The 26,496-nt window shown below is 62.2% G+C and carries 28 protein-coding genes; 16 read left to right on the top strand and 12 right to left on the bottom strand.

Annotation, left to right across the window (positions count from 1 at the left end; translation table 11 throughout):
* Nucleotides 1-54 precede the first annotated feature (54 nt).
* The 6 genes from D0550_RS05510 (at nt 55) to D0550_RS05485 (ending at nt 6,938) form a co-directional block, all read left to right on the top strand.
* Nucleotides 55-1,023: an acyl-CoA desaturase gene (locus D0550_RS05510; protein WP_349770702.1), complete on the top strand. Its 969-nt coding sequence runs from the start codon at nt 55-57 to the stop codon at nt 1,021-1,023.
* Between the two features lie 38 nt (nt 1,024-1,061).
* Nucleotides 1,062-2,366, top strand: coding sequence for an NAD(P)/FAD-dependent oxidoreductase (locus D0550_RS05505; RefSeq protein WP_116808116.1), 1,305 nt, complete (start codon nt 1,062-1,064; stop codon nt 2,364-2,366).
* A 37-nt stretch (nt 2,367-2,403) separates the two neighbouring features.
* Nucleotides 2,404-3,204 (top strand): DUF1365 domain-containing protein, encoded by an 801-nt coding sequence (locus D0550_RS05500; RefSeq protein WP_116808115.1) that lies wholly within the window; start codon nt 2,404-2,406, stop codon nt 3,202-3,204.
* Nucleotides 3,201-4,460, top strand: coding sequence for an SAM-dependent methyltransferase (locus tag D0550_RS05495; protein ID WP_116808114.1), 1,260 nt, complete (start codon nt 3,201-3,203; stop codon nt 4,458-4,460). Before D0550_RS05500 ends, D0550_RS05495 begins: the two co-directional genes overlap by 4 nt.
* A gap of 12 nt (nt 4,461-4,472) precedes the next feature.
* Nucleotides 4,473-4,898: a hypothetical protein gene (locus D0550_RS05490; RefSeq protein WP_116808113.1), complete on the top strand. Its 426-nt coding sequence runs from the start codon at nt 4,473-4,475 to the stop codon at nt 4,896-4,898.
* Between the two features lie 624 nt (nt 4,899-5,522).
* Nucleotides 5,523-6,938, top strand: coding sequence for an FAD-binding oxidoreductase (locus D0550_RS05485; protein ID WP_116808112.1), 1,416 nt, complete (start codon nt 5,523-5,525; stop codon nt 6,936-6,938).
* Nucleotides 6,939-6,946: 8 nt separating this feature from the next.
* On the opposite strand, the gene D0550_RS05480 is transcribed toward D0550_RS05485, so the two are convergent.
* From D0550_RS05480 to D0550_RS05470, 3 genes are all read right to left on the bottom strand, one after another.
* On the bottom strand, nt 6,947-8,974 hold the full coding sequence (locus D0550_RS05480; RefSeq protein ID WP_116808111.1) for a PhoX family protein: 2,028 nt from the start codon (nt 8,972-8,974) through the stop codon (nt 6,947-6,949).
* A 66-nt stretch (nt 8,975-9,040) separates the two neighbouring features.
* Entirely contained in the window at nt 9,041-10,405 is a 1,365-nt protein-coding gene (locus D0550_RS05475; protein ID WP_161965646.1) for an alpha/beta hydrolase family protein, read from the bottom strand.
* 93 nt (nt 10,406-10,498) lie between these two features.
* Complete coding sequence (locus tag D0550_RS05470) at nt 10,499-10,789, bottom strand: hypothetical protein (RefSeq protein WP_153067047.1); 291 nt, start codon at nt 10,787-10,789, stop codon at nt 10,499-10,501.
* Between the two features lie 206 nt (nt 10,790-10,995).
* On the opposite strand from D0550_RS05470, the gene D0550_RS05465 reads away from it, so the two are divergent.
* From D0550_RS05465 to D0550_RS05450, 5 genes are read left to right on the top strand one after another with little or no spacing between them, the layout of a single operon-like run.
* Nucleotides 10,996-11,319: an ArsR/SmtB family transcription factor gene (locus D0550_RS05465; RefSeq protein ID WP_116808108.1), complete on the top strand. Its 324-nt coding sequence runs from the start codon at nt 10,996-10,998 to the stop codon at nt 11,317-11,319.
* Nucleotides 11,316-11,747 carry an SRPBCC family protein gene (locus D0550_RS05460; protein WP_116808107.1) on the top strand — a complete coding sequence of 144 codons (432 nt, stop codon included), beginning with the start codon at nt 11,316-11,318 and terminating at the stop codon, nt 11,745-11,747. Before D0550_RS05465 ends, D0550_RS05460 begins: the two co-directional genes overlap by 4 nt.
* 1 nt (nt 11,748) lies before the next feature.
* On the top strand, nt 11,749-12,207 hold the full coding sequence (locus tag D0550_RS05455) for a DUF1801 domain-containing protein (protein ID WP_116808106.1): 459 nt from the start codon (nt 11,749-11,751) through the stop codon (nt 12,205-12,207).
* 12 nt (nt 12,208-12,219) lie between these two features.
* A complete protein-coding gene (locus tag D0550_RS35420; protein WP_206606103.1) occupies nt 12,220-12,423 on the top strand; it encodes a hypothetical protein in 204 nt (67 codons plus the stop codon).
* Nucleotides 12,420-12,896, top strand: coding sequence for a DUF1801 domain-containing protein (locus D0550_RS05450; RefSeq protein ID WP_206606102.1), 477 nt, complete (start codon nt 12,420-12,422; stop codon nt 12,894-12,896). The genes D0550_RS35420 and D0550_RS05450 overlap by 4 nt, the downstream gene beginning before the upstream one ends.
* A 4-nt stretch (nt 12,897-12,900) precedes the next feature.
* On the opposite strand, the gene D0550_RS05445 is transcribed toward D0550_RS05450, so the two are convergent.
* Nucleotides 12,901-13,527, bottom strand: coding sequence for an acetoacetate decarboxylase family protein (locus D0550_RS05445; RefSeq protein WP_116808104.1), 627 nt, complete (start codon nt 13,525-13,527; stop codon nt 12,901-12,903).
* A gap of 55 nt (nt 13,528-13,582) precedes the next feature.
* Entirely contained in the window at nt 13,583-14,215 is a 633-nt protein-coding gene (locus tag D0550_RS05440; protein ID WP_116808126.1) for a hemerythrin domain-containing protein, read from the bottom strand.
* A 163-nt stretch (nt 14,216-14,378) separates the two neighbouring features.
* Here D0550_RS05440 and D0550_RS05435 point away from each other — a divergent pair, with 163 nt between their 5' ends.
* The gene (locus tag D0550_RS05435; RefSeq protein WP_116808103.1) at nt 14,379-14,978 is read left to right on the top strand and encodes a DUF4136 domain-containing protein; all 600 of its coding nucleotides are present in this window, start codon (nt 14,379-14,381) and stop codon (nt 14,976-14,978) included.
* A gap of 5 nt (nt 14,979-14,983) precedes the next feature.
* Here D0550_RS05435 and D0550_RS05430 read toward each other — a convergent pair whose 3' ends face one another.
* On the bottom strand, nt 14,984-15,367 hold the full coding sequence (locus tag D0550_RS05430) for a DUF427 domain-containing protein (RefSeq protein ID WP_116808102.1): 384 nt from the start codon (nt 15,365-15,367) through the stop codon (nt 14,984-14,986).
* 116 nt (nt 15,368-15,483) lie between these two features.
* Between D0550_RS05430 and D0550_RS05425 the strand changes: the two genes are divergently transcribed.
* Complete coding sequence (locus D0550_RS05425; RefSeq protein WP_116808101.1) at nt 15,484-16,401, top strand: SDR family oxidoreductase; 918 nt, start codon at nt 15,484-15,486, stop codon at nt 16,399-16,401.
* Between the two features lie 4 nt (nt 16,402-16,405).
* A complete protein-coding gene (locus D0550_RS05420; RefSeq protein WP_116808100.1) occupies nt 16,406-17,002 on the top strand; it encodes a BON domain-containing protein in 597 nt (198 codons plus the stop codon).
* 13 nt (nt 17,003-17,015) lie between these two features.
* On the opposite strand, the gene D0550_RS05415 is transcribed toward D0550_RS05420, so the two are convergent.
* The 4 genes from D0550_RS05415 to D0550_RS05400 all read right to left on the bottom strand — a co-directional run bounded on the left by D0550_RS05415 (nt 17,016) and on the right by D0550_RS05400 (nt 22,078).
* Nucleotides 17,016-18,641, bottom strand: coding sequence for a Na/Pi cotransporter family protein (locus D0550_RS05415; RefSeq protein WP_116808099.1), 1,626 nt, complete (start codon nt 18,639-18,641; stop codon nt 17,016-17,018).
* A gap of 119 nt (nt 18,642-18,760) precedes the next feature.
* Complete coding sequence (locus tag D0550_RS05410; protein ID WP_116808098.1) at nt 18,761-19,858, bottom strand: cysteine synthase A; 1,098 nt, start codon at nt 19,856-19,858, stop codon at nt 18,761-18,763.
* Nucleotides 19,855-21,297 carry a siroheme synthase CysG gene (cysG, locus tag D0550_RS05405; protein ID WP_116808097.1) on the bottom strand — a complete coding sequence of 481 codons (1,443 nt, stop codon included), beginning with the start codon at nt 21,295-21,297 and terminating at the stop codon, nt 19,855-19,857. The genes D0550_RS05410 and cysG overlap by 4 nt, the downstream gene beginning before the upstream one ends.
* A 37-nt stretch (nt 21,298-21,334) precedes the next feature.
* Nucleotides 21,335-22,078 (bottom strand): phosphoadenylyl-sulfate reductase, encoded by a 744-nt coding sequence (locus tag D0550_RS05400; protein ID WP_116808096.1) that lies wholly within the window; start codon nt 22,076-22,078, stop codon nt 21,335-21,337.
* Between the two features lie 130 nt (nt 22,079-22,208).
* Here D0550_RS05400 and cysB point away from each other — a divergent pair, with 130 nt between their 5' ends.
* Together cysB and D0550_RS05390 are read left to right on the top strand one after the other, a co-directional pair.
* Nucleotides 22,209-23,186 (top strand): HTH-type transcriptional regulator CysB, encoded by a 978-nt coding sequence (cysB, locus tag D0550_RS05395; protein WP_116808095.1) that lies wholly within the window; start codon nt 22,209-22,211, stop codon nt 23,184-23,186.
* A gap of 30 nt (nt 23,187-23,216) precedes the next feature.
* On the top strand, nt 23,217-25,019 hold the full coding sequence (locus tag D0550_RS05390; RefSeq protein WP_116808094.1) for an ABC transporter transmembrane domain-containing protein: 1,803 nt from the start codon (nt 23,217-23,219) through the stop codon (nt 25,017-25,019).
* Here D0550_RS05390 and D0550_RS05385 read toward each other — a convergent pair.
* Nucleotides 25,007-25,786 (bottom strand): SDR family NAD(P)-dependent oxidoreductase, encoded by a 780-nt coding sequence (locus D0550_RS05385; RefSeq protein ID WP_174842471.1) that lies wholly within the window; start codon nt 25,784-25,786, stop codon nt 25,007-25,009. The two genes, D0550_RS05390 and D0550_RS05385, sit on opposite strands and share 13 nt — an antisense overlap.
* Before the next feature lie 56 nt (nt 25,787-25,842).
* Nucleotides 25,843-26,496 (bottom strand): slipin family protein (locus D0550_RS05380; RefSeq protein ID WP_153067046.1); only part of this gene is annotated, 654 nt, incomplete at its 5' end.

Below are 26,496 nucleotides of genomic sequence, written 5' to 3'. Positions count from 1 at the left end.
TTGAATCCGTAGCTTGCCGCTCATGCGAAATCCTCCGCCGAGGGACGCATGAGCATGACCAATCACACTGAAGCCGGACGGCGACGCACGTTGTGGACCAGCCTGACCAGCTGGCTCGACGCCGGTGCGGGCCTGGCCAATTTCGACGCGGCCAGGATCGACGACATCGACTGGCTGCGCGTGATTCCGTTTATCGGCATGCACATCGCTTGCGTGGCGGTGCTGTTCGTCGGCGTCAGTCCGATCGCCGCAGGCGTGGCCGTCGGCATGTACGTGATTCGCATGTTCGCGATCACCGGCTTCTACCACCGCTACTTCTCACATCGCTCCTTCAAGACTTCGCGCGCCGGCCAGTTCGTGTTCGCTCTGCTCGGCGCTTCAGCCGTGCAGCGCGGCCCGATCTGGTGGGCTGCGCACCACCGTCATCACCACGCCTTCTCGGATACCGAGCACGATGTCCACTCGCCGGTGCAACGTGGCTTCGTGTGGAGCCACATGGGTTGGTTCCTGTCGCGTCGTCACTTCCAACCCGATCTGTCCCGCGTCCGCGACCTGCTGAAGTTTCCCGAGCTGAAGCTGCTGGATCGCTTCGACATCCTGGTGCCGATCGCGCTGGCCGTCGGTTTGTTTGCTCTCGGCGGGGCACTCGAACACTACGCGCCGAGCCTGCACACGAGCCGTTGGCAGATGCTGGTGTGGGGCTTCTTCGTTTCCACGGTCGTGACTTATCACGCGACCTACACGATCAACTCGCTGTGCCATCGCTTCGGCAAGCGCCGTTACGAGACCCCCGACGACAGCCGCAACAACCTGTGGCTCGCACTGCTCACGTTCGGCGAAGGCTGGCACAACAACCACCACCACTATCCCGTGTCGACCCGACAAGGTTTCTATTGGTGGGAGATCGACCTGACGTACTACGGCCTGCGCGTGCTGGCGCTGCTCGGGATCGTCTGGGATCTCAAGCCGGTGCCGCGCGAGGTGCGCGATGCGCGCACCCGGATGCGCGCCGAGACGAACTAACAACAAGCATTTCACAACTTACCGGGTAAGGAACCATCATGCGCATCGGAGTCATCGGCGCGGGAATCGCAGGACTTTATGCGGCCTGGCGGCTGAGCCGCCAGCACGACGTCACCGTGTTCGAAGCGGGCAACTATCCCGGCGGACACACCAACACCGTCGACGTCGACTGGCAAGGCAAGCAATACGCCGTCGACACCGGCTTCATTGTCTTCAACGACTGGACCTACCCGAACTTCATCGCGATGCTGCGCGAGTTGGGCGTGGAGTGGCAACCCTCGAACATGAGCTTCAGCCTGCGCTGTGAGCGCACCGGGCTGGAGTACAACGGCACGTCGCTGAATGCGCTGTTCGCACAGCGCTCGAACATCGTGAGCCCGTCGTTCCTGCGCATGATCTACGACATCCTGCGCTTCAATCGTGAGTCCCGCGAGCTGCTCAAGACCAACGACGACAAGCTGACCTTGGGCGACTACCTGCGTGCCAATGGCTATTCCAAATCGTTCGCCGAGCGCTACATCCTGCCGATGGGTCGTGCGATCTGGTCCGCCGAGGCCGATGCGATGCTGTCGTTCCCGGCGCGCTTCTTCGTGGATTTTTTCGAGCGTCATGGTTTCTTGAACATCGACAACCGCCCGCAGTGGCAGGCAGTCAAAGGTGGCTCGCGCGAATATGTGCGCAAGCTGATTGCCGCGATGAAGGCCGACGTGCATCTGTCGACGCCTATCGAAAGCGTGCGCCGCCGGCCGAACGAGGTCGAAGTGTGTACCAATAAGGGCGACGTGCATCGCTTCGATCACATCTTCATCGCCTGCCACAGCGATCAGGCGCTCGACATGTTGAGCGATCCGACGCCGGCCGAGCGGGAAGTCCTGAAGGCATTTCCGTACGCCGCGAACGAGGCCATCCTGCACACGGACATCTCGCTGCTGCCGCATCGCCCGCTCGCTCGCGCTGCCTGGAACTATCACGCGCTGAAGAATCCTCAGCAGCCGGTCGCGCTGACGTACGACATGAACATCCTGCAGACGCTGGATGCGCCGACGAAGTTTCTGGTGACGCTGAATCACGCGGACGCGATCGACAAGAGCAAGATCATTCAGCGCATCGCCTATCACCATCCGGTTTATCTGCCCGCCGGCGTCGCCGCTCAAGCGCGCCATCGCGAAGTAAACGGCGCACGCCGCACTTACTACTGTGGCGCCTACTGGCGCTACGGATTCCACGAGGACGGCGTCGTGACCGCGATGCGCGCCCTGGAACATTTCCAGTGGGATCTCACCTCTCGCGGCGAAGCCGCCATCGAACCCCAGGCCGTACCCGTTACCGCCGGCGCCGCCTGACCATTCATCATTCATCAGTCAGTAGTCACTTCTCGACATGGAAAGCTGTATCTACAACGGCTGCGTCCGACACCGTCGGCACGAGCCCGCCGGCCATCAGTTCCGCTATGAACTGTTCATGATGTATCTGGACCTCGCCGAGCTGCCGCACCTGTTCGATCGATACTCGTGCTGGTCTGCTCGCGGCCCTGCGCTGGCGCGCTTCAAGCGCTCCGACTATCACCAGACGCTCAACGACGGCGACGATCATCATGACGAGCTGAGCCTCGACGAAGCCGTCCGCCGCACCGTCACCGCGCAGACCGGCCGCCGCCCCGACGGCCCGATCCGCATGCTCACGCATCTGCGCTACTTCGGTTACATCTTCAACCCCGTGTCGTTCTATTACTGCTTCGACAGCAGCGGCACGAGCGTTCAAACCATTCTCGCCGAAATCACCAACACGCCCTGGAAAGAACGTCACGCGTACGTTCTGCCGGTCGCGTCGGCGACGCGCCACGACAGCAGCGTCATGCGCTTCGAGTTCGGCAAGGAATTCCACGTCTCCCCGTTCTGGCCCATGGACATGAGCTACGACTGGCGCCTGAGCGTGCCGGGCGAGCAACTGCGCATTCACATGGACAACCTGCAGCGCAAAGACGGGCATACCCGCCGCGTGTTCGACGCCACGCTCACGCTGCAACGAGAGGAAATCTCCAGCGCCGCGCTGGCGCGCGCGCTGTATCGATATCCGCTCATGACCGCCAAAGTTTCCGGTGCGATTTACTGGCAGGCATTGCGCCTGTGGTTCCGACGCACGCCATTCTTCACTCATCCGAAGTGGACCGTGACGCCATGACAACAGCAAGACCGTCGATCCTTCCCAACACGCCGGCCCTGGTCGCCAACGACTCCTGGCTGCAACGGACCGGCCGCAATGCGCTGCTCGGCCAGCTGAAACATCTGAAACACGGCGAGATCGCCGTCGTCGAAAGCGGTCAGGTGCATCGCTTCGGCAAGCACACATCGGAATGCTCGCTGTCTGCGACAGTGGAAGTCGTGCATCCGCAGTTCTGGGCCGACGCTGCGTTCGGCGGCACGACCGGCGCGGGCGAAGCTTACATTCACGGCCATTGGCGCAGCGATGACTTGGTCTCGCTCGTGCGCATCATGGTCTTGAACCGCGAGATCATGCAGGACATGGAAGGCGGCCTGGCATTCCTCACCTCGCCACTGCGCCGGATCTTCCATTGGCTGAACCGCAACTCCAAGGACGGCAGCCGCAAGAACATCGCTGCCCACTACGACCTGGGCAACGATTTCTTCCAGCTGTTCCTCGACGACACGATGGCCTACTCGTGCGGCATCTTCGAAGCGCCGGAAGCGACGCTCAAGGAAGCCTCGCTCGCCAAGTTCGACGCTGTCTGCCGCAAACTGCAACTGAAGCCCTCGGATCATCTGGTCGAGATCGGCACTGGTTGGGGCGGTCTCGCGATTTATGCAGCGAAGAAGTACGGCTGCCGCGTCACGACGACTACGATCTCCAAGGAACAGTACGCGCTGGCGAAGGAGCGCGTGGCTGCCGAAGGCTTGAGCGATCGGATCGATCTGCGGCTGGATGATTACCGCGATCTCACCGGGCAGTACGACAAGCTGGTGTCCATCGAGATGATCGAAGCGGTCGGCCATCAGTATCTGGATACGTACATCGCCAAGTGCGCCTCGCTGCTGAAGCCGAACGGCGCCATGCTGATCCAGGCCATCACCATCCAGGACCAGATCTACGACGATGCGCTCAAGAGCGTGGATTTCATCCAGCGCTTCGTGTTCCCCGGCAGCTTCATTCCCTGCGTGACGGCCATCACCGATGCAGTGACCCGCGCGACGGACATGAAGGTCTATCACCTCGAAGACATTGGCCCGCACTACGCGACCACCCTGCGCATGTGGCGTGAGAATTTCTTTGCCAACATCCACAAGGTGCGGGCGCTCGGCTATCCGGAAGAATTCATCCGCCTGTGGGACTACTACCTTTGCTACTGCGAAGGCGGCTTCGCCGAGCGACAGCTCGGCGACGTGCACATGCTGATGGTGAAGCCGGGCTGGCGCGGGTAAAGTCCGCGGCACATGCTGCCGCTACGTCTCGCCATCTTCGCTGGAGTCTTCGGCATCGCTCTCTCCGGGCTGTTCTGGCTGCTCGGCAATCTGGGCGAACCGGAGCTATTACGTTCGAAGAAAGCGGTGATCGTGAAGGGCTGCGATCCGATCGAAGGCGAAGATGCGGCCCGGATCTGTCCACAGCTGTTCTGCCAGAAACATCTGCTCGATACGCGGGTGTTCGAGCTTCGCTACCGCTTTGATGTCACTTTGGATGAGCGCTCCGAGGGTCAGCATTTGATTGGCGGCACGGCTAAGCCCTTTGTCGCCAAACCTGGGGATGGGCCGGAACGTAGCTTTGTCTGTGTGCTCGAAGGGAATCGAGTGATTGAGAGTCGTGCTTTGTCGGCGGATGAGTTGCGCGAGTTTGCGGCGGGTGAAGATGGCGCGGAGTGAATCGCTCGCGTTGCTGTAAGAGGCGTCGGTGGTCCGCGTCGTTGGGAGCGACCTACCTCGTCCCGGCACCGGGCACGGCCGCACCGCATTGCGGCGCTACACCGCACGTCCCTGATGAGCCCTGCTGTTGGGACCCCATCCCTGTGCCCCAAAGCTGCCGGGACGAGGTAGGTCGCTCCCAACGCCGCCGAAAGGTCACAGCAGCTTTCGCGCTTAACTCTTCTCCGACCCGGCCGACGTCGGATGTTCATTTGAGCTCCATCGGTGTAGCAGCGACAGCAGCGGCCGCGCTTTAGCGCGGCCGCAACTGCCGTCGCAACAACGCGCAAGCGCAAATCTATTGTTGAGGGTTGGTGGTAGGAGAAGAGTTACGCGCAATGCGCATCCGACGCCTCGGCGGCGTTGGGAGTGTCCTAGCTTCTTCCGGCAGCTTTGCGGTACAGGGACGGGACCGCAACAGCAGGGCTCACCAGGGACGTGCGGTGTAGGAGCGCAAGCGCTCCGGCCGTGCCCGGTGCCGGAAGAAGCTAGGACACTCCCAACGCCGCAGACCACCGCCCCTCTTCTTCCGGAAACGCCCAACGCCGCGACAGCCAACAGAGAGCGTTGGGTTAAGCTAACCCAATGACCATCAGCACCTCCCTGCTAGCCGATCTCCGTCGTGCCGTCGGTCCGCAGGGCTATCTCGATCAGGCGGCGGACATCGAGCCTTTTCTCGTCGATCATCGCAAGCTGTATCGGGGCGCGACGCCGCTGGTCCTGCGCCCCGACAGCACCGATCAAGTGTCCGCCATCCTGCGGATGTGTAACGAGGCTCGCGTCGGTGTCGTGCCGGTCGGCGGTAACACGAGCTATTGCGGGGGAGCGACGCCGAGTGAGGACGGTTCGCAGATCGTGCTGTCGCTGGGACGCATGCGTCGTATCCGCTCCATCGACCCGTTGAACTACACCATGATCGCCGAAGCCGGCTGCGTGCTGGCCGAAGTACAAGCTGCAGCCGCCTCGGTCGATCGCTTGTTCCCCATGAGCCTGGGATCGGAAGGCTCGTGTCAGCTGGGCGGCAATCTCTCCACGAATGCCGGCGGTACCGCCGTGCTCCGTTACGGGATGATGCGCGATCTGATTCTCGGCCTCGAAGTCGTCCTGCCCGATGGGCGCGTCCTCGACGGTCTCAATCCTCTGCGCAAAGACAACACTGGCTACGACTTGCGCAATCTGTTCATGGGTGCGGAAGGCACGCTCGGCGTCATTACCGCCGCGGCGTGCAAACTGTTCTCTCGGCCGGCGTCGAATGTCACGGCCTTCGTCGGCCTCACCAACCCTCAGCACGCCGTCTCACTACTTTCCCGGCTACGCACGTTCACCGGCGACGCCGTCTCGACGTTTGAGCTGATTCCTCGCGTCGCCCTGGAACTGGTGCTCGAGTACATCCCAAACACTTCCAATCCGCTGGATCGGCGCCACGACTGGTACGTGCTGCTCGAGATCGGCATGGGCCGCCAGGCTGAATCTATGCGCGAAGCTATCGAGGCCGAACTGGCGTCGGCCATGGAGCAAGGTGAGATCACCGACGCCGCGATCGCCGCCAGCGAATCGCAGCGTGAGATGTTCTGGCGGCTACGAGAAACCATTCCTGAGGCGCAACGTCACATCGGCGCCAGCATCAAGCACGACGTGTCGGTGACCACCAGCGAGCTGCCTCGGTTCATTATCGAGGCGTCACAGCTGGTACATGCAATCTCGCCGCAGGGGCGGATTGTTTCTTACGGCCATCTGGGCGACGGCAATCTGCATTTCAATGTGAGCCGCCCCGTCGGCGGGGAGGATGAATCGTTCTTGCGACTGGCCCCGAGCATCAACCGGGCCGTGCACGATCTGATTGCACGCTACGGCGGCAGTATCAGTGCCGAGCACGGCATCGGCAGACTCAAGCGCGAGGAACTCGCACGCTATGAGCAACCGGTCGCGCTCGAGGTCATGCGTGCCATCAAGCAGGCGCTGGACCCGAACGGCATCATGAATCCCGGCAAGGTGCTGTAGGGCGCCGATCAACTGCCGACGACGCCACCGCCATCTTTGCGAATTGCGATCACGCTGGAGCGCGGCTGCAACTTGCCGCCATCGGGCCAGTGACTGCGCGGCTCGGCGGTCGTGCCGCCCTCGCCCGGATGTTGAATGCTGAGGAACAGCGTTTCGTCATCGGGCGCGAACTGACAGCCGCACACTTCGCACCCTACCGGGCCGCTCATGAACTGTTGCAAGCGGCCGCGATTCGGCCCGGTCGTCGGTGTGACCCAGCAACCGTTGTTGCTGGCGTCGGGCTGCGCGCCGTCGGTCACGATCCACAGATTGCCGGCGCGATCGAAGCCGACGTTGTCGGGTGACCCGATGGGGCTGAGGTCGTCGGCCTTGGCGTAGCCTGCATAGTAGGCGCTGTCGGCTTTCACTTGATTCAGGTCGGTAATCAAGCGCCCGCCCGCGGGATCGCCTGCGAGCAGGAACACTTCCCAGGAAAACTCCAGTGAAGTGTGATCTTCGCCCGCTTCGGTGATCTCGATGATGTGACCGAAATTATTTGCACCGCGCGGGTTCGCGGCATTCGGTGTCGTGTCGATCTCGCGACCACCATAGGTGATGCTGCCCGGCTCGACGGTGCGGTTCTCGTTGCGCGTGCACGCGATGTAGATGCGGCCAGTCGTCGGGTTTGCTTCGACATCTTCCGGCCGATCCATGGGCGTCGCGCCGAGCAGATACGCAGCCATGCGCGCCTTGATCATCACGTCGGCCTGATCGCGAAACCCAGCGGCGGCATTCAACGGCCCCTTCGGATCGAACACCAGCGGCAACCACTGTCCTTTGCCGCTCGCGTCGAAGCGCGCGACGTGCAGCGTGCCCCGATCGAGCAGGTTGCGATTGGCTGCGCGATTCTTCGGGTCGAAGCGATCGTTCGAGATGAACTTGTAGACGTACTCGAATTTGTCGTCATCGCCCATGTAGACGGCAACGCGACCGTTGCGCGCAATCACTGGACTTGCGCCCTCATGCGCGAAGCGTCCCAAGGCAGTTCGCTTGATCGGCGTGGCGAATGGATCGAGCGGGTCGATCTCGACGATCCAGCCGAAGCGGAACGGCTCGGTGGGCGTGGCCGCCAGATCGAAGCGCGCGTCAGCCATGTCCCAGTTGTACAGCGACTGCGCTTTCCACATGCGGAAGCGGCGATGCGCTTCGACGATGAACGGATCGACATCGTTGCGTGCTGTCAGTCGATCCAGATTGGCGAAGTAGTCCTGGATGTTTTCCTCGGCGGTGAGATAGGTGCCCCACGGCGTCTCGCCGCCCGCGCAGTTCGCAAACGTGCCGAACGCGCGCTCACCCGCCGGATCATCGTTCGTCCGCATCAGCGCTGCACCCCGCGCCGGGCCGCCGATGTTGATTGGCGTGTCCGCCGTGATGCGGCGGTTGTAGCGCGAGTCCTTGATGAATCGCCAGCGACCCTGCTCGCGCTTGACCTCGACGATCGACACCCCTTGCGCCGCTTTGGTGACCGCGACGACTTGCGGATTCCGCTCCACGAACGCGCGACTCACACCACCGCGCAGGCCGCGGAATCCAGGATGGCCGGGAAACATCACCCCGTCGTCGGTGTACTCGTTGTTGACGCACAGCACGCCGTGATCGCTGCTGCCATTCAATGGAAAGAAATGGATGGCATCGCAGTTCTGCCCGAACTGGCCACGCTGGTGCTCGGCAGCGCTGGGCTCGAGCAGCACGCCGGCGTCGAGCTTGGTGGCATCGAGATCGGGGACGGCTGAGGACAGACTCTCGCCCCAGCGCACCAGCACATCGTACGTATAGCCCGGCGGCAGCACGACGGCATCCGCTTTGCTTCCTTGAATCGGCGTGAAGCCCAGCGGCGATCGCTTCGACGCACCTGCATCGAGGGATGCAAGCGGCCCGCACCCGGCCAGAGCCATCGGTGCGAGCGCAGCGCCAGCTTGCAATATCTGACGGCGAGTCAGTCGTTGCGCGAGCAGGTCTTCGAACAACGGAGCGTCGGGGGCACGTCGGCGAGTCATTAGCGGTGGCGTCGATTGCTGCGGGGTGAAGACACCCGAGCGTACCCCAATCACAATGCATTCGTATTACAGCAAGCCGCTTTGCTTGCGGAACCACTCCAGTTGCTGGCGGTAGTAGCCGTCTTCATAGCCCAGCGTGACGCGTTCGCCATTCTCCTGCTGCTTGAAGCGCGTGATGCCGTGCTCGGCGTCGGGGTAGATGAAATATTCGATAGGCTTGTTGTCAGCCTGCAGTTTGCTCAGCTCGTCGACGCTCCACTGCGTCGGCGCGCTCGAATCCTTGCCGCCGAAGATCCACAAGCTCGGCACATCCAGCTGTGCCAGCGTCGTCACGGGATCGTACAGGCGATCGATGAACGGCGGATCGTTGCGGCCGTACTTCCACCACATGTACGGACGCACGATCCACAACGGCATATCGGTGCCGACGATCATGCCGAAGATGGAGTCGCTGTGCTTGGCGGTATCGAACCAGGGCTTGCTGCGCGACTCTTTCAGAGCCCGCGAGAAATCGGACCAGCGATTGTGGCCATGGTCGACGATGTCGCCGATGATGGCCGCAATGCGATCCATCTCGGCGATCTCCTGGTCGCCGAAACCATTTTGTCGGAACGCATACACGTAGCCCCAGCGGTCCTCGCCGAGCACCGGCACGGCGACGCCGTAACCGACGAATATGCTACGGATGTGGCCGTCTTTCAGCGCCGCGAGCGGTGCGATCCAGCCGCCCTGGCTGTAACCGGCGAGATTGACTTTGTCGCCATCGATTTCCGGCCGCTGACGTACGTACTGAACAGCAGCGACAGTGTCGTCGGAGAGCACATCGAAGTTCGCGGTGTATGTTCCTTCCGAACCGCCGGTGCCGCGCTTGTCATAGACGAATGCGGCGATTCCATTCGCGGCGTAAATATAGGGATCGGAGTAATGATCCACACCGCTGTAAGCTTCGGAGCCATGCACCGGGATCATGACGGGAAACGGTCCCTGGCCTTCGGGCAGGATCAACTTGCCGCGCAACGTGAGCTTGCCGCTCGCGAACGTAACCATTTCCTCACGCAAAGGCACGCGTGTCGCATTACCGCTGGGTGATTTGACCGCGCCAGCTCGCTGCCAGGTCAGTCCGGTGACCTTACCGCCGCCATCGCGCTGAAACTGCACGCGATTGGTTACTGGCTCGCGCTCCGCCCAACCCTCGCCGCCCTCGAAGTTGCCATTCTTATCCGCGGGCCAGAGCGCGCCCGTATCGCCGTTCAACAGTTTGAATCGCAGACTGGTCGCGTCGCGCGGCCCGACGACCATGAGCGTGCCGTCGTCGAATTTATATGCGCCGGTGTAGCGAGTGTCGGCCGGCTGCTCGCGATCGATCGCAAACCATGCCACGCCGATCAGGAGCAGCAGCCCCGCCAGGGACCACATTATTTTCTTTCGCATGCGAGCCCGTATCTCCATGGGCCCGGTGTGGGCCATCCTGGCGATGAGACGCGGCGAATTCGAGGAAGGTTGCGAAGCGCGTCGGCGCTTTTGTTACGAGCCTTTGCGCGCCGTGACCATCAGCCATTCCACGCCTGAAGGAATCTCTTGACCCGGTGCGTCGTAACGGAACGAGCTCACCCACGCGGTCAACGCCTCTTGCACACAGGCCGGACCGTTGGGTGCCTGAATGTCACCCGTGCTGCCGTCGCTCAACACGGTGAATTCAACAAAATAACTGCCGCTCGCTTCGCAGTTGGCCGCGACCGTGAGCGGTCGTGCATCGATGAGCCGCAACGAGGACTGGGTGGGCGTCGTCGTCGGCGTGGTTTGACAGCCGCTCAACGCGATTCCCCCGAGCACCAAAGCCGCGAAACCAAGGTGTCGGCGAATGTGGTACGACGCGAAATTCATCGGTGAGGCCTCGCACTTCCAAGCAGCTGCAAGGGAATTTGCTAGCTCCGCCCCAAGCCGTCAAGCCGCAGCGGCTTGACTCACGCATAGCCAGCTGGTTATATATCGATCCATAGCCAACGGGTTATCAATCGCTCATGTCGAATGCTCACGATGTGCTGTTCAGAACGCTCGCCGACCCGACCCGGCGCGAGATCTTCGAGCAATTGTGTCGCGAGGGCGAGCAGACGGTCGGCGCCTTGACGGCGTATGCCGGCATCTCGCAACCGGCCGTCTCGAAACATCTGGGCGTGCTGAAGCTCGCCGGACTGGTGCGCGATCGCCAGGAAGGTCGTCAGACCCATTACAGCGCGCAGCTCGGTGCCCTGAGCCCGCTGATCGATTGGACCCGGCAAATGGCCAGTTTCTGGGAAGGCCGGTTCAACCGGCTGGAAGATTTGTTGAAGAGGATGGATCAATGAGCACCGCCGCCACCGAAACCCTGGTCGCCGTCGTCGAGCGGGAACTGCCGTTCCCACCGGAAAAGGTCTGGCGCGCGCTCACCCAGCAGCACTTGCTCGAAGAATGGCTGATGAAGAACGATTTCCAGCCGGTGGTCGGTCATCATTTCCAGCTGCGGGGCGATTGGGGTGGCGTGCTGGATTGCGAAGTGCTCGCCGTCGAGCCGCACAAGACGCTGTCGTACACCTGGAATTTCCCGCACGACGACCCGGCCTACGACACCAGGACCGTGGTGACGCTGACGCTCACGCCGACCGGCAAGGGAACGCATCTGCGCATGGAACAGGCGGGTTTCCGCAAGGAACAGAAGCAGGCTTACGGCGGCGCCAAAGCCGGCTGGGCGCAGTTCCTCAGCAAGCTCGAACAGCTTTTGACCCGGGAAAATTGATATGGCACCCGCCGCGAAAACTACCAAAGCAAAAGCGAAGACTGCCAAGCAGGCCGCCCCGAAGAAAGCGAGCACGGGCGCAACGGAGCAGTCCGCTGCCAAGCTCATCGATGAGCGCATCCGCGAGCTCGATGGCTGGCGCGGCAAGACGCTGGCTCGCATGCGCGAGCTGATTCTCGAAGCGGATCCGGAGATCATCGAGGAATGGAAGTGGAGCAATCCGGTGTGGTCGCGCAATGGCATCATCTGCACCGGTGAGTCGTACAAGAGCCACGTGAAACTCACGTTCGCGCGCGGCGCCAGCGTTCCGGATCCGTCGCACCTGTTCAATTCCAGCCTGGAAGGCAACCTGCGCCGGGCGATCGACATCAAAGAGGGCGAGCAGGTCGACGCCCGCGCCTTCAAGGCACTCATCAAAGCCGCGGTGGCCCGCAATAGCTCGCCGGCGAAGCAACGTTAAAGGAGATTTCTCTTGAGCAAATGGATTCGACAGACCCATCGCTGGCTGTCCGTTGCCTTCACTCTCGCCGTCATCGCGAACATCGTCGCGATGTTTCAGAAATCGGACGCGACCTGGATCGGTTTCCTGGCGCTGGTGCCGCTCATCCCGCTGCTGTTTACCGGCCTGTACATGTTCGTGCAGCCGTATGTTGCCAGGTCGAGGCAGGCCTCGTGACGACCAAGGCGCCCAAGGCGAAGACCAAGACCACCAAAGCTAAAGCCAAATCCCCACCCAAGGCGAGCGACAAGGTCGTCCTGCTCTCGGGCGGCAATCCGCAGATCGCGAAGGGTTATGGCGATGAGCCGATCCAGGCTTATATCGCCGCCATGCCGGGTTGGAAAAGCGAGCTCGGCAAACGCATCGACAAGCTGGTCACGAAACACGTGCCCAAGGTGCACAAGGCCGTGAAATGGAATTCACCGTTCTACGGCGTGGAGCACGACCTGTGGTTTCTCAGCTTCCACTGCTTCACCAAGTACGTGAAGCTGACCTTCTTCCGCGGCTCATCCCTCAAGCCGCCTCCGTCCGGACTCAGCAAATATCCGGCCGTGCGCTACTTCGACATCCGTGAAGACGACGAGCTGGACGAAGCCCAACTAGCGAGCTGGATCAAACAAGCGGCTGCGCTGCCGGGCGAGAAGATGTAGTCAGTTATTTTCGCGGCCGGCCGATAGTGACCTTCATTTGACTGCACACCCAAACCCCCATCGTCCCGCTGAATCCAAGTTCACTCAAGCCAATCTGTTCGGACAGCTCCATGCTCGCGCGCGCAAAACCGACGCGCGCGTTCCCTCGCACAGCGAACCAGCTTTGCGCCAAGCCGTACTTGCTCATCGCCGCGCCGATGAACGGCAATGGTAGCGATCCGCGTGATGGTGCAACTACCGACTGCAACTGCAGCTGCGGACTGCTGCTGCTCAATCGATCGGCGCCCCAGTCGATGGCTGTCATCTGCTTCGGCAGCGCCCAGATCGTACGCCCTGCGGCCAGAGAAGCTGCGCTATCGACGTAGATGTGAGAAATCCAGAAGCCCACGCGACCCTTGCGCGAGACCAACGCGGGCGCGACGATGAGCTCGCGATACTCGCCGACCGGGCTTTTTCGATAGTTTGCGAGATACAGGATCGCAAGCGTGCGGCCTGGCCATACGGCAACGACGTCTGCATCCGGCGGCACGAGCCGTTTTGCGACGTCTCTATCAACCCGCTTTACTGCAACGATCGCATCACCATGCAAAGTCCACGGCGCAGCTTGGAAATGCGGATCGTCGAGCGCCATGCCAATGCGCCCTGACGTTGCGATCGCAGGTCTCACCCTGGCGTGAGCGCCGCGCTCAGTGTCGCCATCGGCCCATGCGGTCTTCTGCAGTCCTTTTGCTTCTGGCGAGAAGCATTGCGCCGACAGCGACAGCACCGGCGGTGAGCAATGCGGCGCCGGCAGCGGCTCCTGCGGGAAACGTACGCACTGTCGTTTCCGCGAGCTCGGCCGCGTGCGGTTTCATCAATTCCACCCGCCGCTTCGTCATCTCCATGCCGAGCCGACCGAGCTGATCGCGCAATAGTCTCTCCGCCGCTGGCAGCAACTGCGTCTCCTCATCCGCGACGTGATGCATCACAAGACGCATGAGCTCGAAGAACTTTTCATCATAGGCCGCCTCATCCGTCGGGCCCTCGCGGCCCGCCATCCCGCGCAGCTCGCCGATGATCTGGCGCATTCGGGCATGCTCGGCCTCGCTCTCATCGATCTCCTCAGCATCGCTCATCACCTCACGCAGCGCCGGATAGAAAATCTCCTCTTCCAGTTGCGCGTGAATCTCGATCAACAGGCAGGCATTGGTGACCAGGGCCCGCTTCCTGGTCGGCGGCGTTTCCGGGCGATAGCGATGAAAGACCGCGAGCACATGCGAATGATCCAGCTTGATCATCGTAGTGATGCTGGGCGTAATGCGATCGGCAACCGCGTTCATGCTCATTCCCCCGCGAGGTGATTCGGGCGTGGTGATGAACAACCAACGACGGCCCCAAGCTCTTGTTCCCGGCATACCGTGCCACCTACAACCGGAGCGGCTTTCTCCTGCGTAGGAACCTATTCGCATCACGAACGTTGCCGAGCCAGGAGAGTGATCCACCATGCGTGCACGTCGAGCGGCGACTGCCTGCGTTCTGTTTACGATACTGTGCGCCAGCTGCGCCACCCAACGAACCGCGGACATTCACGTCAACATGGCGCCCGGCGCGGACCTGTCGGCGTATAGCACCTTCGGCTTTCCGGAGCAGACTGGTACCGACCGCGGCGGTTACTCGACCATCGTGACGGACTATTTCAAAACCGCGGTGAAGGAGCAGATGGAGCTGCGGGGTTACCGGTATGTCGAAGAGAACCCGAATCTGCTCGTGAATTTCTATGCGAACGTGCACGAGCGAAGTGAGGTGCGCGCCACTCCGACAGTCGCTCCGGCATTCGGATACTACGGTTATCGCTATGGCCTGTACGACGCCTGGCCGCTGTATGCGCAGGACATCGAGACTGTGACGTACCCGTTCGGCACCGCCAACATCGACGTGGTCGATGCACAGAAACGTCAATTGATCTGGGAAGGCGTCGCCGAAGGGCGTTTACACGAGCAGGACATGGAGGATCCGCGCGAGGCGATCTCGAGCGCTGTAACTCAACTGTTTACCCACTTCCCGGGCCACGCACGTTCCGCTGACGCATCAGCAGCACAGTAAGCGCGCTAGGGACGCGGTGAAATGCTGATCTGCGGCAGCCGATCGTCGTAGAAAGCGACGCGCCCTTTCAGCGCCAGGTGCTCTTCGTACGGATCCTCGTACGACCACACGGCGTCCTTCAGCTCTTTACCGTCAGTTTCGATGCTGAAATAACGCGCAACACCTTTGAATGGACACTGCGACGTGGTGGACGACGAGTGCAGCCGCTTCATATCGACATCGGTGCGCGGAAAGTAATAACGCACCGGACTGCCATCCTCTTCGACCTTGATGACATCGGCTGAATCCGCGAGCGTCTCGCCGGCCGCGGATACCTTGATCCGTTCGCTCAGGTGCCGCTCCGCCACTTTGTGGTCGGGATGTTGCCGATGGCCCGGGGATCTGGTCATGGTTGTCGCTCCATGAATGGATAGCCAAGCAACCGGGTAGCTCCCGGCTCGGTTCCATGCACGGGCAGGAACACTCTCAGCGAGCCAGCCGTTGCCGAGCAAATCCGGGGGCAATCATGGCAAGGCACTCAGAGTTGAACGGCAAAGTCGTAGTGATTACTGGCGCATCCAGCGGTTTCGGCCGAGGTGCCGCAGTGGAGTTCGCCAACCAAGGCGCGCAGGTCGTCCTGGCCGCCAGGCGCGGCGAAGCGCTGGATACAGTTGCCCGTGAATGCGAGGCCGCGGGCGGCACGGCAATTCCGGTGTCCGTCGATGTCAGCAATGAACAGGATATGGAACAGCTGGCGAAGACGGCAATTTCCCGATGCGGCCGCATCGATGTATGGCTCAACAATGCCGGCGTCGGTGCGCTGGGCCGCTTCGAGGACATCCCCATCGATGTGCACGAGCAGACGATCAAGACCGACCTGCTCGGCACGCTCTATGGCTCGTATTTCGCTTATCGCCAGTTCCTGCAGCAAGGCAACGGCACGCTGATCAACATCGCCTCGGAGCTCGGCAAGACCAGCGTTCCCTACTACACCTCTTACGCGGCGGCCAAACATGGTGTTGTCGGCCTGAGCGATTCGCTGCGTCAGGAAGTCAAACAAAACAAGGTGGCTGGCGTGCATATCTGCACCATCCTGCCGACTGCACATGACACGCCGTTCTTCGACCATGCTGCCAATTACACCGGACATGAGATTGCGCCACCGAAGCCGCTGCACGATCCACAGAATGTCATCGAAGCGATCGTCGATGTCGCCAGCGATCCGGAGGACGAACGCATCGTCGGCGGCGACGGCGTGTTGAAGGTCGCCATGGCGAACCTCATGCCGGGCACGACTGAAAAGATGGAAGCCAAGGTGATGCACAAAACGCAGTTTGAGAAGGCACCCCCTGGCCCGGACTCCCCAGGCGCGGTGGAGCAGCCCACGGCACGCGGTACCGCGGTAGATATGAATCGGCGCAAGCAAAAGCAAAGGAAGGAGTAACCCAATGACCCCATCTCCTCAGTGGCGCGACCACCCGCTAGCCGGCGATGACCTGTATGGCGATCGCGAGAACCTGCGGCGCTATCGCGACAACGAGCGCGACGAGCATCGACGCTTCGCAGCCGAGTATGAGTACGAGCACGAAGGCGGCTTGCCGCGTCAATTGGCGCTGATCGACTACGATGAGTTCGATGTCGATTTCACCGGCGGTCAATATCGGCCCGGCCGGCGTCATGCCACCGAGGGCGGCTTCGCGTATGGCAACTATGGAGGAGTCACACCGAGCGGCCGGCGCTATGAGGGCGCGAGCGATGAAGGTCTGAATTATCCGCGACCTAGGATCAGCCATCGCGGCCATGGTCCACGCGGCTATCAGCGCCACGATCAACGCATTCATGAAGACGTTTGCGAACGACTCACCGATGACGCGCACATCGACGCATCCGACATCGAGGTGAACGTCGCTGACGGCGAAGTGACGTTGAGTGGAACGCTACGATCCAGAAATGCAAAACGCCGATCTGCATACCTCGCAGAGCAAGTGCGCGGGGTGAAGGACGTGCACAACCTGATTCGCGTCAAGGACGAACAAACGCGCTAGATCAGGTGTTGTCTCACGCAGGCTCTACATCGACGAGATTCATTGCGGACAGCCACGCGTGACGAGCCAGCGCTTCTAGGCGCCGAACGATGTCCACGCGAGTCATCGCCTCGTCCGCACTCCCTGCCCCGGTAGCCACGGCGCTGAGCACCGCTCTGCGATGAGCCGGCAGCAAGTCACGAAGCGCCTTCGCACAATCTTCGAGCTGAACCGTCGCCTGCGCGATTGATGTGACGTTCGCGGTTGCTTTCCTGTCGTCGCGCGACTTGCCTACTTCATCGGCGATCAGCGTCGCGTTTCTCATTGCTTCCGCACAGAGCTCCCTGGCGCGCACGTCCTCCGACTCGCCCGATGCCGAGCCCAGGCCGCCTTTCTCGCCCGCAATCTCGGCCAACCGAGAGGCGTCATCGAGCGCATGCAATGTGCTGACGAGTCGTTCCTGCTCTTGTTCCGAATCGGGCGGACCGCTTGCTTCCGAGATGAATTCCCGCGCCTCGCGCAACGCATCGCCAGCCAGTCCGACTGAAACAGCGCGCCCAGTCGTCAACGCCGCGTCGACCGATTCGCAGATCGTTCCGAGAGAGCGCGCTACGGTTCGTCGCACTGCTTCTTCCGCTGCCAGCGGTGTCTCCAGCGCAGCCGAATCCAGAGAGCGCGTCAGTGGCGACCGACGCTCGGGCAATATCCGCTCCACGAAGCGCGTGAACCTGTCGATCAGCGGCAATAGCACGGCAACGCCGACGACGTTGTACGCAGTGTGATAGGCAGCGAGCAATGTCACACCGTCCACGCGTGTCGAGGCGCGCACCAACAATGGAATCGTGACAGGAAACAAGACCAGCGCAATCAACGCTGCAATCACCTTGAACAGGATGTAAGCGAGCGCAAGTCGCTTGGCAGTGCTGCTCGCCCCTATCGCCGCCAGCGCCGAGCTGGTCGCCGTGCCGATGTTCTGTCCGATGATGAGTGCGCAGGCCTGGTCCAATCCCACAGCTCCCGCGAAGTGCGCCGACAGTGTCACTGCGACCGCCGCGGTCGACGATTGCATCACTGCCGTCATTGCCAGGCCGAGTGCGACCAGGATCAGCACGCCAACCAGGCTCGACCACCAACTCGCACCCGAGCCAAACACTGCGGGAAGATCGGAGGGATGGAGCTGCTCGGCCAGCCCGCCCATGCCCTGCTGCAGCGTCGTCAATCCAAACAGCACCAGCGCAAATCCCGCCAGCGCGGCCCCGCTAGCCGACAGACGACCTCGACCCAGCACCTTTATCAAAGCGCCGATGAATATGAGCGGTAGCGCGGCGGCGGTGAGCGAGACACGCACGCCGATGAGCGCGATCAGCCAGGCAGTGCCCGTCGTGCCGACGTTCGCACCAAAAACCAATGCGAGGCCCTGCGCGAAAGTGAGCAATCCCGCGCTCACCAAACCGATGGTCGTCATCGTCGTGGCGCTCGACGACTGCACGATCAAGGTAACGAGGGCACCCCAGAATGCCCCCGACAACGGCGTCGCCGCGAATTTCTGCAGCGTCGTGCGCAGCCCCGAGCCGGCCAGCGCCTTGAGGCCACTCGTCATCACGCTCATGCCCAGCAGAAACAGACCCACGCCCCCGAGGACGGCGATCGTCGTCGACATACAGACCACCCTCAGCGCTCGCTGCGGGCACTATACGCCGCGAGCGATCGTGGCCTGAAACGCAAACGGCCGCAGGCTCGAAGAACCTGCGGCCGCCAAGCTCACGAACTACTTAGTGGTCAGGCGCTCAGTCGCTGCGGAAACGCTCCGACGTTGGCGACATTTTTCGCCACATCCAGCAGTGTCGGCTGACCATTCTGCGACAAGCCTGCCGCATCGAGCAGCCCCTTCTCCGCCAGCCACTTCTTATTGAACAGACGCGACTGATACTTCGCGCCGTTGTCGCAGAGAATGGTGACGATGGTGTGACCGGGGCCGAGTTGCTTAGCGATCTGCACGGCCGCGGCGACGTTCACGCCGCTGGTGCTGCCGAGGAACAAGCCTTCATCGCGCAGCAACTGGTACACAGTGCGCACGCACTCGATGTCAGTAACATGCAGAGCATCGTCGATCGGCGAGCCTTCGAGGTTCGCGGTGACGCGACCGATGCCGATGCCTTCGGTAATCGAGCCCGGACCGGTGGCCTTCAGCTCGCCATTGCGCAGCCAGTGATACAACGAGCTGCCCTGCGGGTCGGCCAAAGTAATCCGCACCTGCGGATTTTGTTTCTTCAGGTAGCGCGAGATGCCGCCGAGCGTGCCGCCCGTGCCCGTGGCTGCGACGAACGCGTCGATCTTGCCATCCGTCTGAGCCCAGATTTCCGGACCGGTCGTCTGCTCGTGCGCGTCGCGGTTCGCGGTGTTATCGAACTGATTGCCCCACACCGCGCCAGGAATCTCGCCAGCAAGTCGGCCGGCGATCTTCTGGTAATGATTCGGGTCGCTGTACGGCACCGTCTTCACGCGCAGCACTTCGGCGCCGAGCGTTTCGATCATCTGATACTTTTCGTTGGACTGGTTGTCCGGCATCACGATGATGCAACGATAGCCGCGCGCATTGCAGACATGCGCAAAGCCAATGCCGGTGTTGCCGGCAGTGCCTTCGACCAGCGTGCCGCCCGGCTTCAACGTACCGTTGCGTTCAGCCGCTTCGATGATGGCTTTCGCGGCGCGATCCTTCACCGAGCCGCCCGGGTTCATGAACTCGGCCTTGCCGAGGATTTCGCAGCCGGTGAGCTCACTGAGGCGATTGAGGCGGATCAGCGGCGTGTTGCCGATAGCATCGGCAAATCCCTGACGAATCGGGGCGCGACGAATAATTTCATTTGAGCTGCTCATGCGGACAGCCTTCCTTCATCAGTGAGTGCGACTTCGACGGAGCGCGTGTTGAACCAGTGCAAAGCCTCGTGCAGACGAGTCACCTCGCCCACGATCAGCAATGCCGGCGATTCCACGCGAGCTTCGGCGGCTTTCTGAACCAGATCTGCAATCGTGGCGGTCACCACGCGTTGCGACGGACGGGTTCCGTGTTCGATGAGCGCGGCGGCGCGTGTTTCGGGCACGCCATGCTCGCGCAATCGGGCGACGATGTTCTCGATCTGGCTCAGTCCCATGTAGAACACCGTCGTATGACCGGGACGCGCCAGCGCGGCCCAATCGACGTTATCGGACTCACCTTTGCAATGTCCGGTAACAAACGTCAGCGCCTGTGCGTGATCGCGATGTGTGAGCGGGATGCCCGCGTAAGCGGCACAACCCGCCGCGGCGGTCACGCCCGGCACGACTTCGAATCGAATGCCTTCGGCAGCCAGCGCTTCCAACTCTTCGCCACCGCGGCCGAAGATGAAAGGATCGCCGCCCTTCAAACGGCACACGCGCTTGCCTGCTTTGGCGAGCTTCACCAGCAACGCGTTGGTATCTTCCTGCGACACGTGATGATTGCCCGCCGCCTTGCCGACGTAGATGCGCTCGGCATCGCGACGCGCGAGATCGAGCACGTCAGCGGACACGAGCCGGTCGTAAACGACCACATCCGCGTTCTGCAGCGCTCGCAGCGCGCGCAAGGTCAGCAATCCCGGATCGCCGGGGCCTGCGCCAACCAACGCCACTTCACCCGCAAACTTGGATTGCTTCGCAAAGCGTGCGAGCGACGTGCCGATGCGATCGAGCACGCCCTGTCCCGCCGCGTCCTCGCGACCGGACAACACATCGGCGGCAATCGAGCCGTCGAAGAAATTTTCCCAGAAGCGCCGCCGCGTGCTGGCGTGCTCGAGCTTTGCCTTCACCGTCGGACGCAGCTTGCCGGCGAGCTTGGCGAGATCGCCGAGTCGCTGCGGCAGGTACGATTCGAGCTTCTCGCGCAGACGGCGGGTCAGCACCGGCGCATCGCCGCTGCTACCCACGGCGATGACGACAGGCGAGCGATCGACGATGGCCGGCATGATGAACCGCGACAGCTCGCGATCGTCGACGACATTCACGGGAATGTTCCGACGCTCGCATTGATGCGCGACCCACGCGTTGACGGATTGCTTGTCGGTTGCCGCGATGGCGAGGCGCATGCCGTCCAGCAACTCGGGCTGGAACTCGCCGGGCACGTAGGCGATCGCACCCGCTGCGGCCTTCTGCGCCAGCGACTCGATCAGTTCAGGAGCGACGACAGTGACCTTCGCCTGCGTACGCAGGAGCAGATCGATCTTGCGCGCGGCTACTTCCCCGCCGCCCACGACCAGCACGGGTTCGTTCGCGAGTCGTAGAAAGATCGGGAAGTAGTCCATAGTGGGCGTCGTCCTGCGACGCGCTGGCGTCGCGCGCTTACTGGCCGGCCGCGCGGCGCGGCTCGACCTTGAGCGGAATGACCCGGCGGCGCGGCTGCAGGCCGCACTCGCGGGACTCGGGATTCTCCCACCACCAGCGGCCCGAGCGCGGGTCGGCACCGGGCTCCACTGCCCGAGTGCACGGCGCGCAGCCGATGCTGGGATAGCCCTTGTCGTGCAGGGCGTTGTAAGGCAGGTTGCGAGCCTTGATATACGCCGATACGTCGGCCTCGGTCCAGTCCAGCATCGGGCTGATTTTCCACAGGCCGTAGCGGTCATCCCAGGACTTGGGCTCGCCCAGTGCGCGCTCGGCGGACTGTTCGCGACGCACGCCCGTAACCCAGGCTTTGCGGCCGGCGATGGCGCGCTTGAAAGGCTCGATCTTGCGGATACCGCAGCAGGACTGCCGCTCGTCGGTACCCAGGTAGAAACCGTTGATACCATTGTCGCGCACGTACTGCTGGATGGCTTCGGCCTGCGGGTAGAACACCTGAATGCGGCGCTGATAGCGGCGCTCCAGACGATCCAGCAGCGACAGGGTCTCGTCGTGCAAGCGGCCGGTGTCGAGGGTGAACATCTCGATTTCCGGCGTGTAGGTGCTGATGATGTCGGTCAGCACCATGGCCTCCAGCCCCAGGCTGTTGGAATAGACCACGTCCTGGTGCTCGCGAACCGCCTGCTCCAGCAGGGCGCGAGTACCCTCGACGAGGGCTTGCAGGCGAGGCGACAGTGCATCGGTCATGGGTCAGCGATCCTTATTCTCTGGGGTGCACTGTAGCTAACCCACTTATAACCAGTGAAAGACTGGTTTGTTCTGTCATGATGCGGGCCCGTTATGACTTCGCCGCGCTTCGATCGTTATAGTTAAGTTCATGAAACTACAACAATTACGGTACCTTGCCGCCATTGTCGAGAACGACCTCAACATCACCGCGGCGGCCGAGCGCCTGCATACCTCGCAGCCGGGCGTCAGCAAGCAGCTGAAGCAGCTGGAGGACGAGCTGGGATTTCCCATCTTTCTGCGCCAGGGGCGCACCCTGACGCGCGTCACCCCGGCGGGTAAGCGGGTCATCGACCGGGCCCAGAAAATCCTCAAGGAAGTCCAGAGCATCAAGCGCCTGGCGGACGAGCAGAAGGGCGACGGGCGCGGCTCGCTGGCCATCGGCACGACCCATACCCAGGCCCGTTATGTACTGCCGCAGGTCATCCGCCGGTTCCGTGAGCGCTATCCCGACGTGGAGCTGCACCTACACCAGGGCACGTCCGAGCAGATCGCCGACATGGCGGTGCGCGACCGCATCGACTTCGCCATCAACACCGGCTCGCAGGAGCTGTTCACCAATTTGGTGCTGCTGCCCTGCTATCGCTGGCATCGGCGCATCGTCGTGCCGCAGGGCCATCCGCTCGCCCACGAAGGCAAGGTGACCATCGAGACGCTGGGCAAGTATCCGATCGTCACTTACGTGTTCGGATTCTCGGGCCCCTCTTCGTTGCAGCAGATCTTCGCGCGCCATGGGATCACGCCCCATGTGGCGCTGACTGCGCGCGATGCCGACGTGATCAAGACGTACGTGCGACTCGGCATGGGCGTCGGCATCGTGGCCAGCATGGCCATGGATCCGCGTGAGGATTCGGATCTGGTGTCCATCGATGCGTCGCATTTGTTCCCGGCGCATTCCACCTGGGTGGGCTTCCATCAAGGCGCCCTGCTCCGCGGCTACATGTACGACTTTCTGCAGCTGCTCGCCCCCCATCTGACCCGTCGGCTCGTGGATCGCGCCGGCAATGCGGCCACGCCGACCGATGTGGAAGCGTTGTTCACGGACGTGGAATTACCGGTCTATCGCTAGACCGACGAATAGGGATATTGCGCGCACACCATGTCTGCCAACCCAGAAAGACCCAAGAGCCGCTCGCTGAAACCACTGCGCGAGCTGTGGCCGTACATCAGCAAGTACAAAGGCATCCTGACCCTCGCGATGATCGCGCTGCTGGTCGCAGCCGCCGCGATGCTCGTGATCCCGATCGCATTCCGCGATCTCATCGATCGCGGCATGGCGGCGCAGGATGCGGCCACCATCAACACTTACTTCGTGGCGTTTTTGGCCGCGGCTGCCGTGTTCGGCATTTTCGCCGCCCTGCGTTTGTATTTCGTGACGTGGCTGGGCGAGCGAGTCGTCGCCGACCTGCGTGAGGATGTTTATGCGCGCGTGGTGCGCATGGATCCGACGTTCTTCGAAGTCACTCGGACCGGCGAAGTGCTGTCCCGACTCACGACCGACACGACACTGGTGCAAGGCATCGCCGGTGTGAATCTTTCCATGACCTTGCGCTCGGCCGTGCAGCTGGTCGGCGCGCTGGCGTTGATGATCGCCACCAGCCCGTCGCTGGCCGGCATGATCGTCGTGCTCATTCCGCTGGTGATCGTGCCGATCATCGCGGTCGGCCGAAAGCTCCGTAAATTGTCGCGCGAGTCGCAGGACAAGATTGCCGATACGAGCGGGCTTGCCGGTGAGACGCTGAATGCCATTCAAACGGTGCAAGCGTTCACGCTGGAGGACCTGCACACCAAGCGCTATGCCAGCGCCGTTGAAGAGTCGTTCCGCGTGGCCCTGCAACGAACCAAGGTTCGCTCTGCCATGTCGGCGATCGGCACGATGATGGTCTTCGGCGCGATCACGTTCGTGCTGTGGCAGGGCGCGCACCGCGTGCTCGACCAGGAAATGACCGGTGGCGAGCTGAGTCAGTTCCTGATCTATGCCGTGTACGTCGCGATCGCGGCGGCGACGCTGAGCGAGATGTGGGGTGAAGTGCAGCGGGCCGCGGGCGCGATGGAACGCCTGGTCGAGCTGAAAGTCGCGACACCGAACATCGTCGCTCCGCTCAAGCCGCAGCAGTTCCCCACACCGCCGGTCGGACGCATCACCTTCGAGCACGTCTCGTTCCGCTATCCGTCGCGGCCGGAATCGGCGGCACTCGACGATCTGTCGCTGGCGATCGAGCGGGGCGAGACCGTCGCGTTCGTCGGCCCGTCAGGCGCGGGCAAGAGCACGACGTTTCAATTGCTGCTGCGTTTCTATGATCCTGCGTCCGGCCGGATCACGATCGATGGCGTCGATATCTCGCAAGCGAAGCCGGAAGACGTTCGCTCGCACATCGGGTTGGTGCCGCAGGAAACCGTGCTGTTCGGCGCGACCGCGCGAGAGAACATTCGCTACGGCCGTCCCAACGCCACCGACGCCGACATCGAAGCCGCCGCCCGGGCCGCCGGTGCCGATGACTTCATCCGCGAGTTGCCTGAGGGCTACGACACTTTCCTCGGCGAAAAAGGCACGCGCCTCTCCGGGGGTCAACGCCAACGCATCGCCATCGCTCGCGCATTGTTGAAGGATCCGCCAATTCTGTTATTGGACGAAGCCACCAGCTCCCTCGATGCCGAGAGCGAGCGCTACGTTCAAGAGGCCTTGGAACGCCTGATGGAACATCGCACGACGCTGGTCATTGCTCACCGTCTCGCGACGATTCTCAAAGCCGACCGCATCGTCGTACTCGACCACGGCCGCATCGTCGACATCGGCACTCACGCGCAGCTGCTCGAAAGCAACGAGCTCTACGCGCGCCTGGCAGCACTGCAGTTCGCAGATCTGAGCGGGAGTGCGCCGGCGACGGCTCAACGAGCTTGAGGCGGAGGGCCGAGGCGGTTGCCACCGTCGACGAGGATGAGCTCGCCGGTGACAGTGGGGCCGCCGGTGAGCAGCCAGACGGCGACGTCGGCGATGTCCTCGGGGGTGCTGGCTCGTTGCAGGGCCGAGCTGCTCGACCAACGCGCGCGGGCTTGTTCGTATTTGGCGCCGATCGCTTCCTGCAGCCAGCGCGTCTCGACGAAGCCGGGGCACACCGCGTTCACCCGAATCTGCGGGCCGAGCGCGCGCGCCAGGCCCATCGTCATGGTGTTCAAAGCGCCCTTCGAGGCGGCATAGGCAATTGAACTGCCGGTGCTATCGATGCCGGCGCGGGAAGAAACATTCACGATGGAGCCGCGACCTTGCTTGCGCATCGCCGGCTCGACAGCGCGCACCATCTGGAACGCGCCGATCACATTCACCGCATAGACCTTCTGAAAATCTTCCGCCGACAGCGCTTCCAGGTTGGCGTGATTGAACACCACCTTGGTGGTGCCGGCGTTGTTGATGAGGCCATCGATCCGGCCCCACTTCTCCAACGCCGCGTCGGCCATGCGTCGGCAATCGGCATCTTCAGCAACGTTGGCGCGCACTAGCAGCGCTTCGACACCGTGCTTCTCACACTCGCGCGCCGTCGCCTGCGCCTCGGCTTCGCTCTTCGTGTAATTGATGACAGTGCGCCAGCCACGCTTCGCCAGTTCCACGGCGCAGGCAGCGCCGATGCCGGTCGCCGAACCCGTGACGATGCAGACATTGCCGGCGCTCATGATCAACCTCTAGCGAAATGCGACACAGCGAGTGTGCACTGGCGCGCCCGCTCCTGTCACGATTGGCGCTCCAGCAGCGGCTTGATCAAGTCGATCGGCAATGGAAACACCACGGTCGAGGTTCGTTCGCTGGAGATATCGCTCAACGTCTGCAGATACCTCAACTGCATCGCGCGTGGCTCGGTGCCGAGCGCCTGCGCGGCCTCTACCAGCATCGCCGCCGCCTGCTTCTCGCCTTCGGCATGAATGATCTTTGCGCGCCGGGTTCGTTCCGCCTCGGCCTGTCTGGCAATGGCGCGGATCATGTTCTCATTGAGGTCCACGTGCTTGATCTCCACGGTCGCCACCTTGATGCCCCACGCATCGGTGGCGTGATCCAAGATTTGCTGGATATCCAGATTGAGCTTCTCACGCTGACTGAGTATTTCATCCAGTTCGTGCTGACCGAGCACCGAACGTAGCGTGGTCTGCGCCAGCTGGCTGGTCGCCTCGACACGATTCGCCACCTGGATCACGGCTCGGGCCGGATCCACGATGCGAAAGTAAACGACCGCGCTCACCCTTACCGAAAACGTTTGTCGCGCGAAAAAATTGACATCCTGCGTGGGCACATCCAGCACGACGGTGCGCAGATCCATCTTCACCATTCGCTGCACGAGCGGCAGGATGACGATGACCCCGGGCTGTCTCTTATACACATCTGACGCTGC

The organism is Steroidobacter cummioxidans (genome assembly GCF_003104955.1).
The sequence above is the reverse complement of the archived record's forward strand: the minus strand, read 5'-3'. Positions and strand labels throughout refer to the sequence as shown.

Coding starts and splice junctions, on each gene's coding strand:
- D0550_RS05480 (WP_116808111.1), bottom strand. CDS start 8,974: ATGACTCGCCGACGTGCCCCCGACGCTCCGTTGTTCGAAGACCTGCTC.
- D0550_RS05510 (WP_349770702.1), top strand. CDS start 55: ATGACCAATCACACTGAAGCCGGACGGCGACGCACGTTGTGGACCAGC.
- D0550_RS05445 (WP_116808104.1), bottom strand. CDS start 13,527: ATGGCGCTCGACGATCCGCATTTCCAAGCTGCGCCGTGGACTTTGCAT.
- D0550_RS05465 (WP_116808108.1), top strand. CDS start 10,996: ATGTCGAATGCTCACGATGTGCTGTTCAGAACGCTCGCCGACCCGACC.
- D0550_RS05410 (WP_116808098.1), bottom strand. CDS start 19,858: ATGAGCAGCTCAAATGAAATTATTCGTCGCGCCCCGATTCGTCAGGGA.
- D0550_RS05490 (WP_116808113.1), top strand. CDS start 4,473: ATGCTGCCGCTACGTCTCGCCATCTTCGCTGGAGTCTTCGGCATCGCT.
- D0550_RS05420 (WP_116808100.1), top strand. CDS start 16,406: ATGACCCCATCTCCTCAGTGGCGCGACCACCCGCTAGCCGGCGATGAC.
- D0550_RS05430 (WP_116808102.1), bottom strand. CDS start 15,367: ATGACCAGATCCCCGGGCCATCGGCAACATCCCGACCACAAAGTGGCG.
- D0550_RS05495 (WP_116808114.1), top strand. CDS start 3,201: ATGACAACAGCAAGACCGTCGATCCTTCCCAACACGCCGGCCCTGGTC.
- D0550_RS05400 (WP_116808096.1), bottom strand. CDS start 22,078: ATGACCGATGCACTGTCGCCTCGCCTGCAAGCCCTCGTCGAGGGTACT.
- D0550_RS05475 (WP_161965646.1), bottom strand. CDS start 10,405: ATGCGAAAGAAAATAATGTGGTCCCTGGCGGGGCTGCTGCTCCTGATC.
- D0550_RS05425 (WP_116808101.1), top strand. CDS start 15,484: ATGGCAAGGCACTCAGAGTTGAACGGCAAAGTCGTAGTGATTACTGGC.
- D0550_RS05440 (WP_116808126.1), bottom strand. CDS start 14,215: ATGAACGCGGTTGCCGATCGCATTACGCCCAGCATCACTACGATGATC.
- D0550_RS05415 (WP_116808099.1), bottom strand. CDS start 18,641: ATGTCGACGACGATCGCCGTCCTCGGGGGCGTGGGTCTGTTTCTGCTG.
- D0550_RS05460 (WP_116808107.1), top strand. CDS start 11,316: ATGAGCACCGCCGCCACCGAAACCCTGGTCGCCGTCGTCGAGCGGGAA.
- cysG (WP_116808097.1), bottom strand. CDS start 21,297: ATGGACTACTTCCCGATCTTTCTACGACTCGCGAACGAACCCGTGCTG.
- D0550_RS05435 (WP_116808103.1), top strand. CDS start 14,379: ATGCGTGCACGTCGAGCGGCGACTGCCTGCGTTCTGTTTACGATACTG.
- cysB (WP_116808095.1), top strand. CDS start 22,209: ATGAAACTACAACAATTACGGTACCTTGCCGCCATTGTCGAGAACGAC.
- D0550_RS05500 (WP_116808115.1), top strand. CDS start 2,404: ATGGAAAGCTGTATCTACAACGGCTGCGTCCGACACCGTCGGCACGAG.
- D0550_RS05385 (WP_174842471.1), bottom strand. CDS start 25,786: ATGAGCGCCGGCAATGTCTGCATCGTCACGGGTTCGGCGACCGGCATC.
- D0550_RS05455 (WP_116808106.1), top strand. CDS start 11,749: ATGGCACCCGCCGCGAAAACTACCAAAGCAAAAGCGAAGACTGCCAAG.
- D0550_RS05390 (WP_116808094.1), top strand. CDS start 23,217: ATGTCTGCCAACCCAGAAAGACCCAAGAGCCGCTCGCTGAAACCACTG.
- D0550_RS05505 (WP_116808116.1), top strand. CDS start 1,062: ATGCGCATCGGAGTCATCGGCGCGGGAATCGCAGGACTTTATGCGGCC.
- D0550_RS05485 (WP_116808112.1), top strand. CDS start 5,523: ATGACCATCAGCACCTCCCTGCTAGCCGATCTCCGTCGTGCCGTCGGT.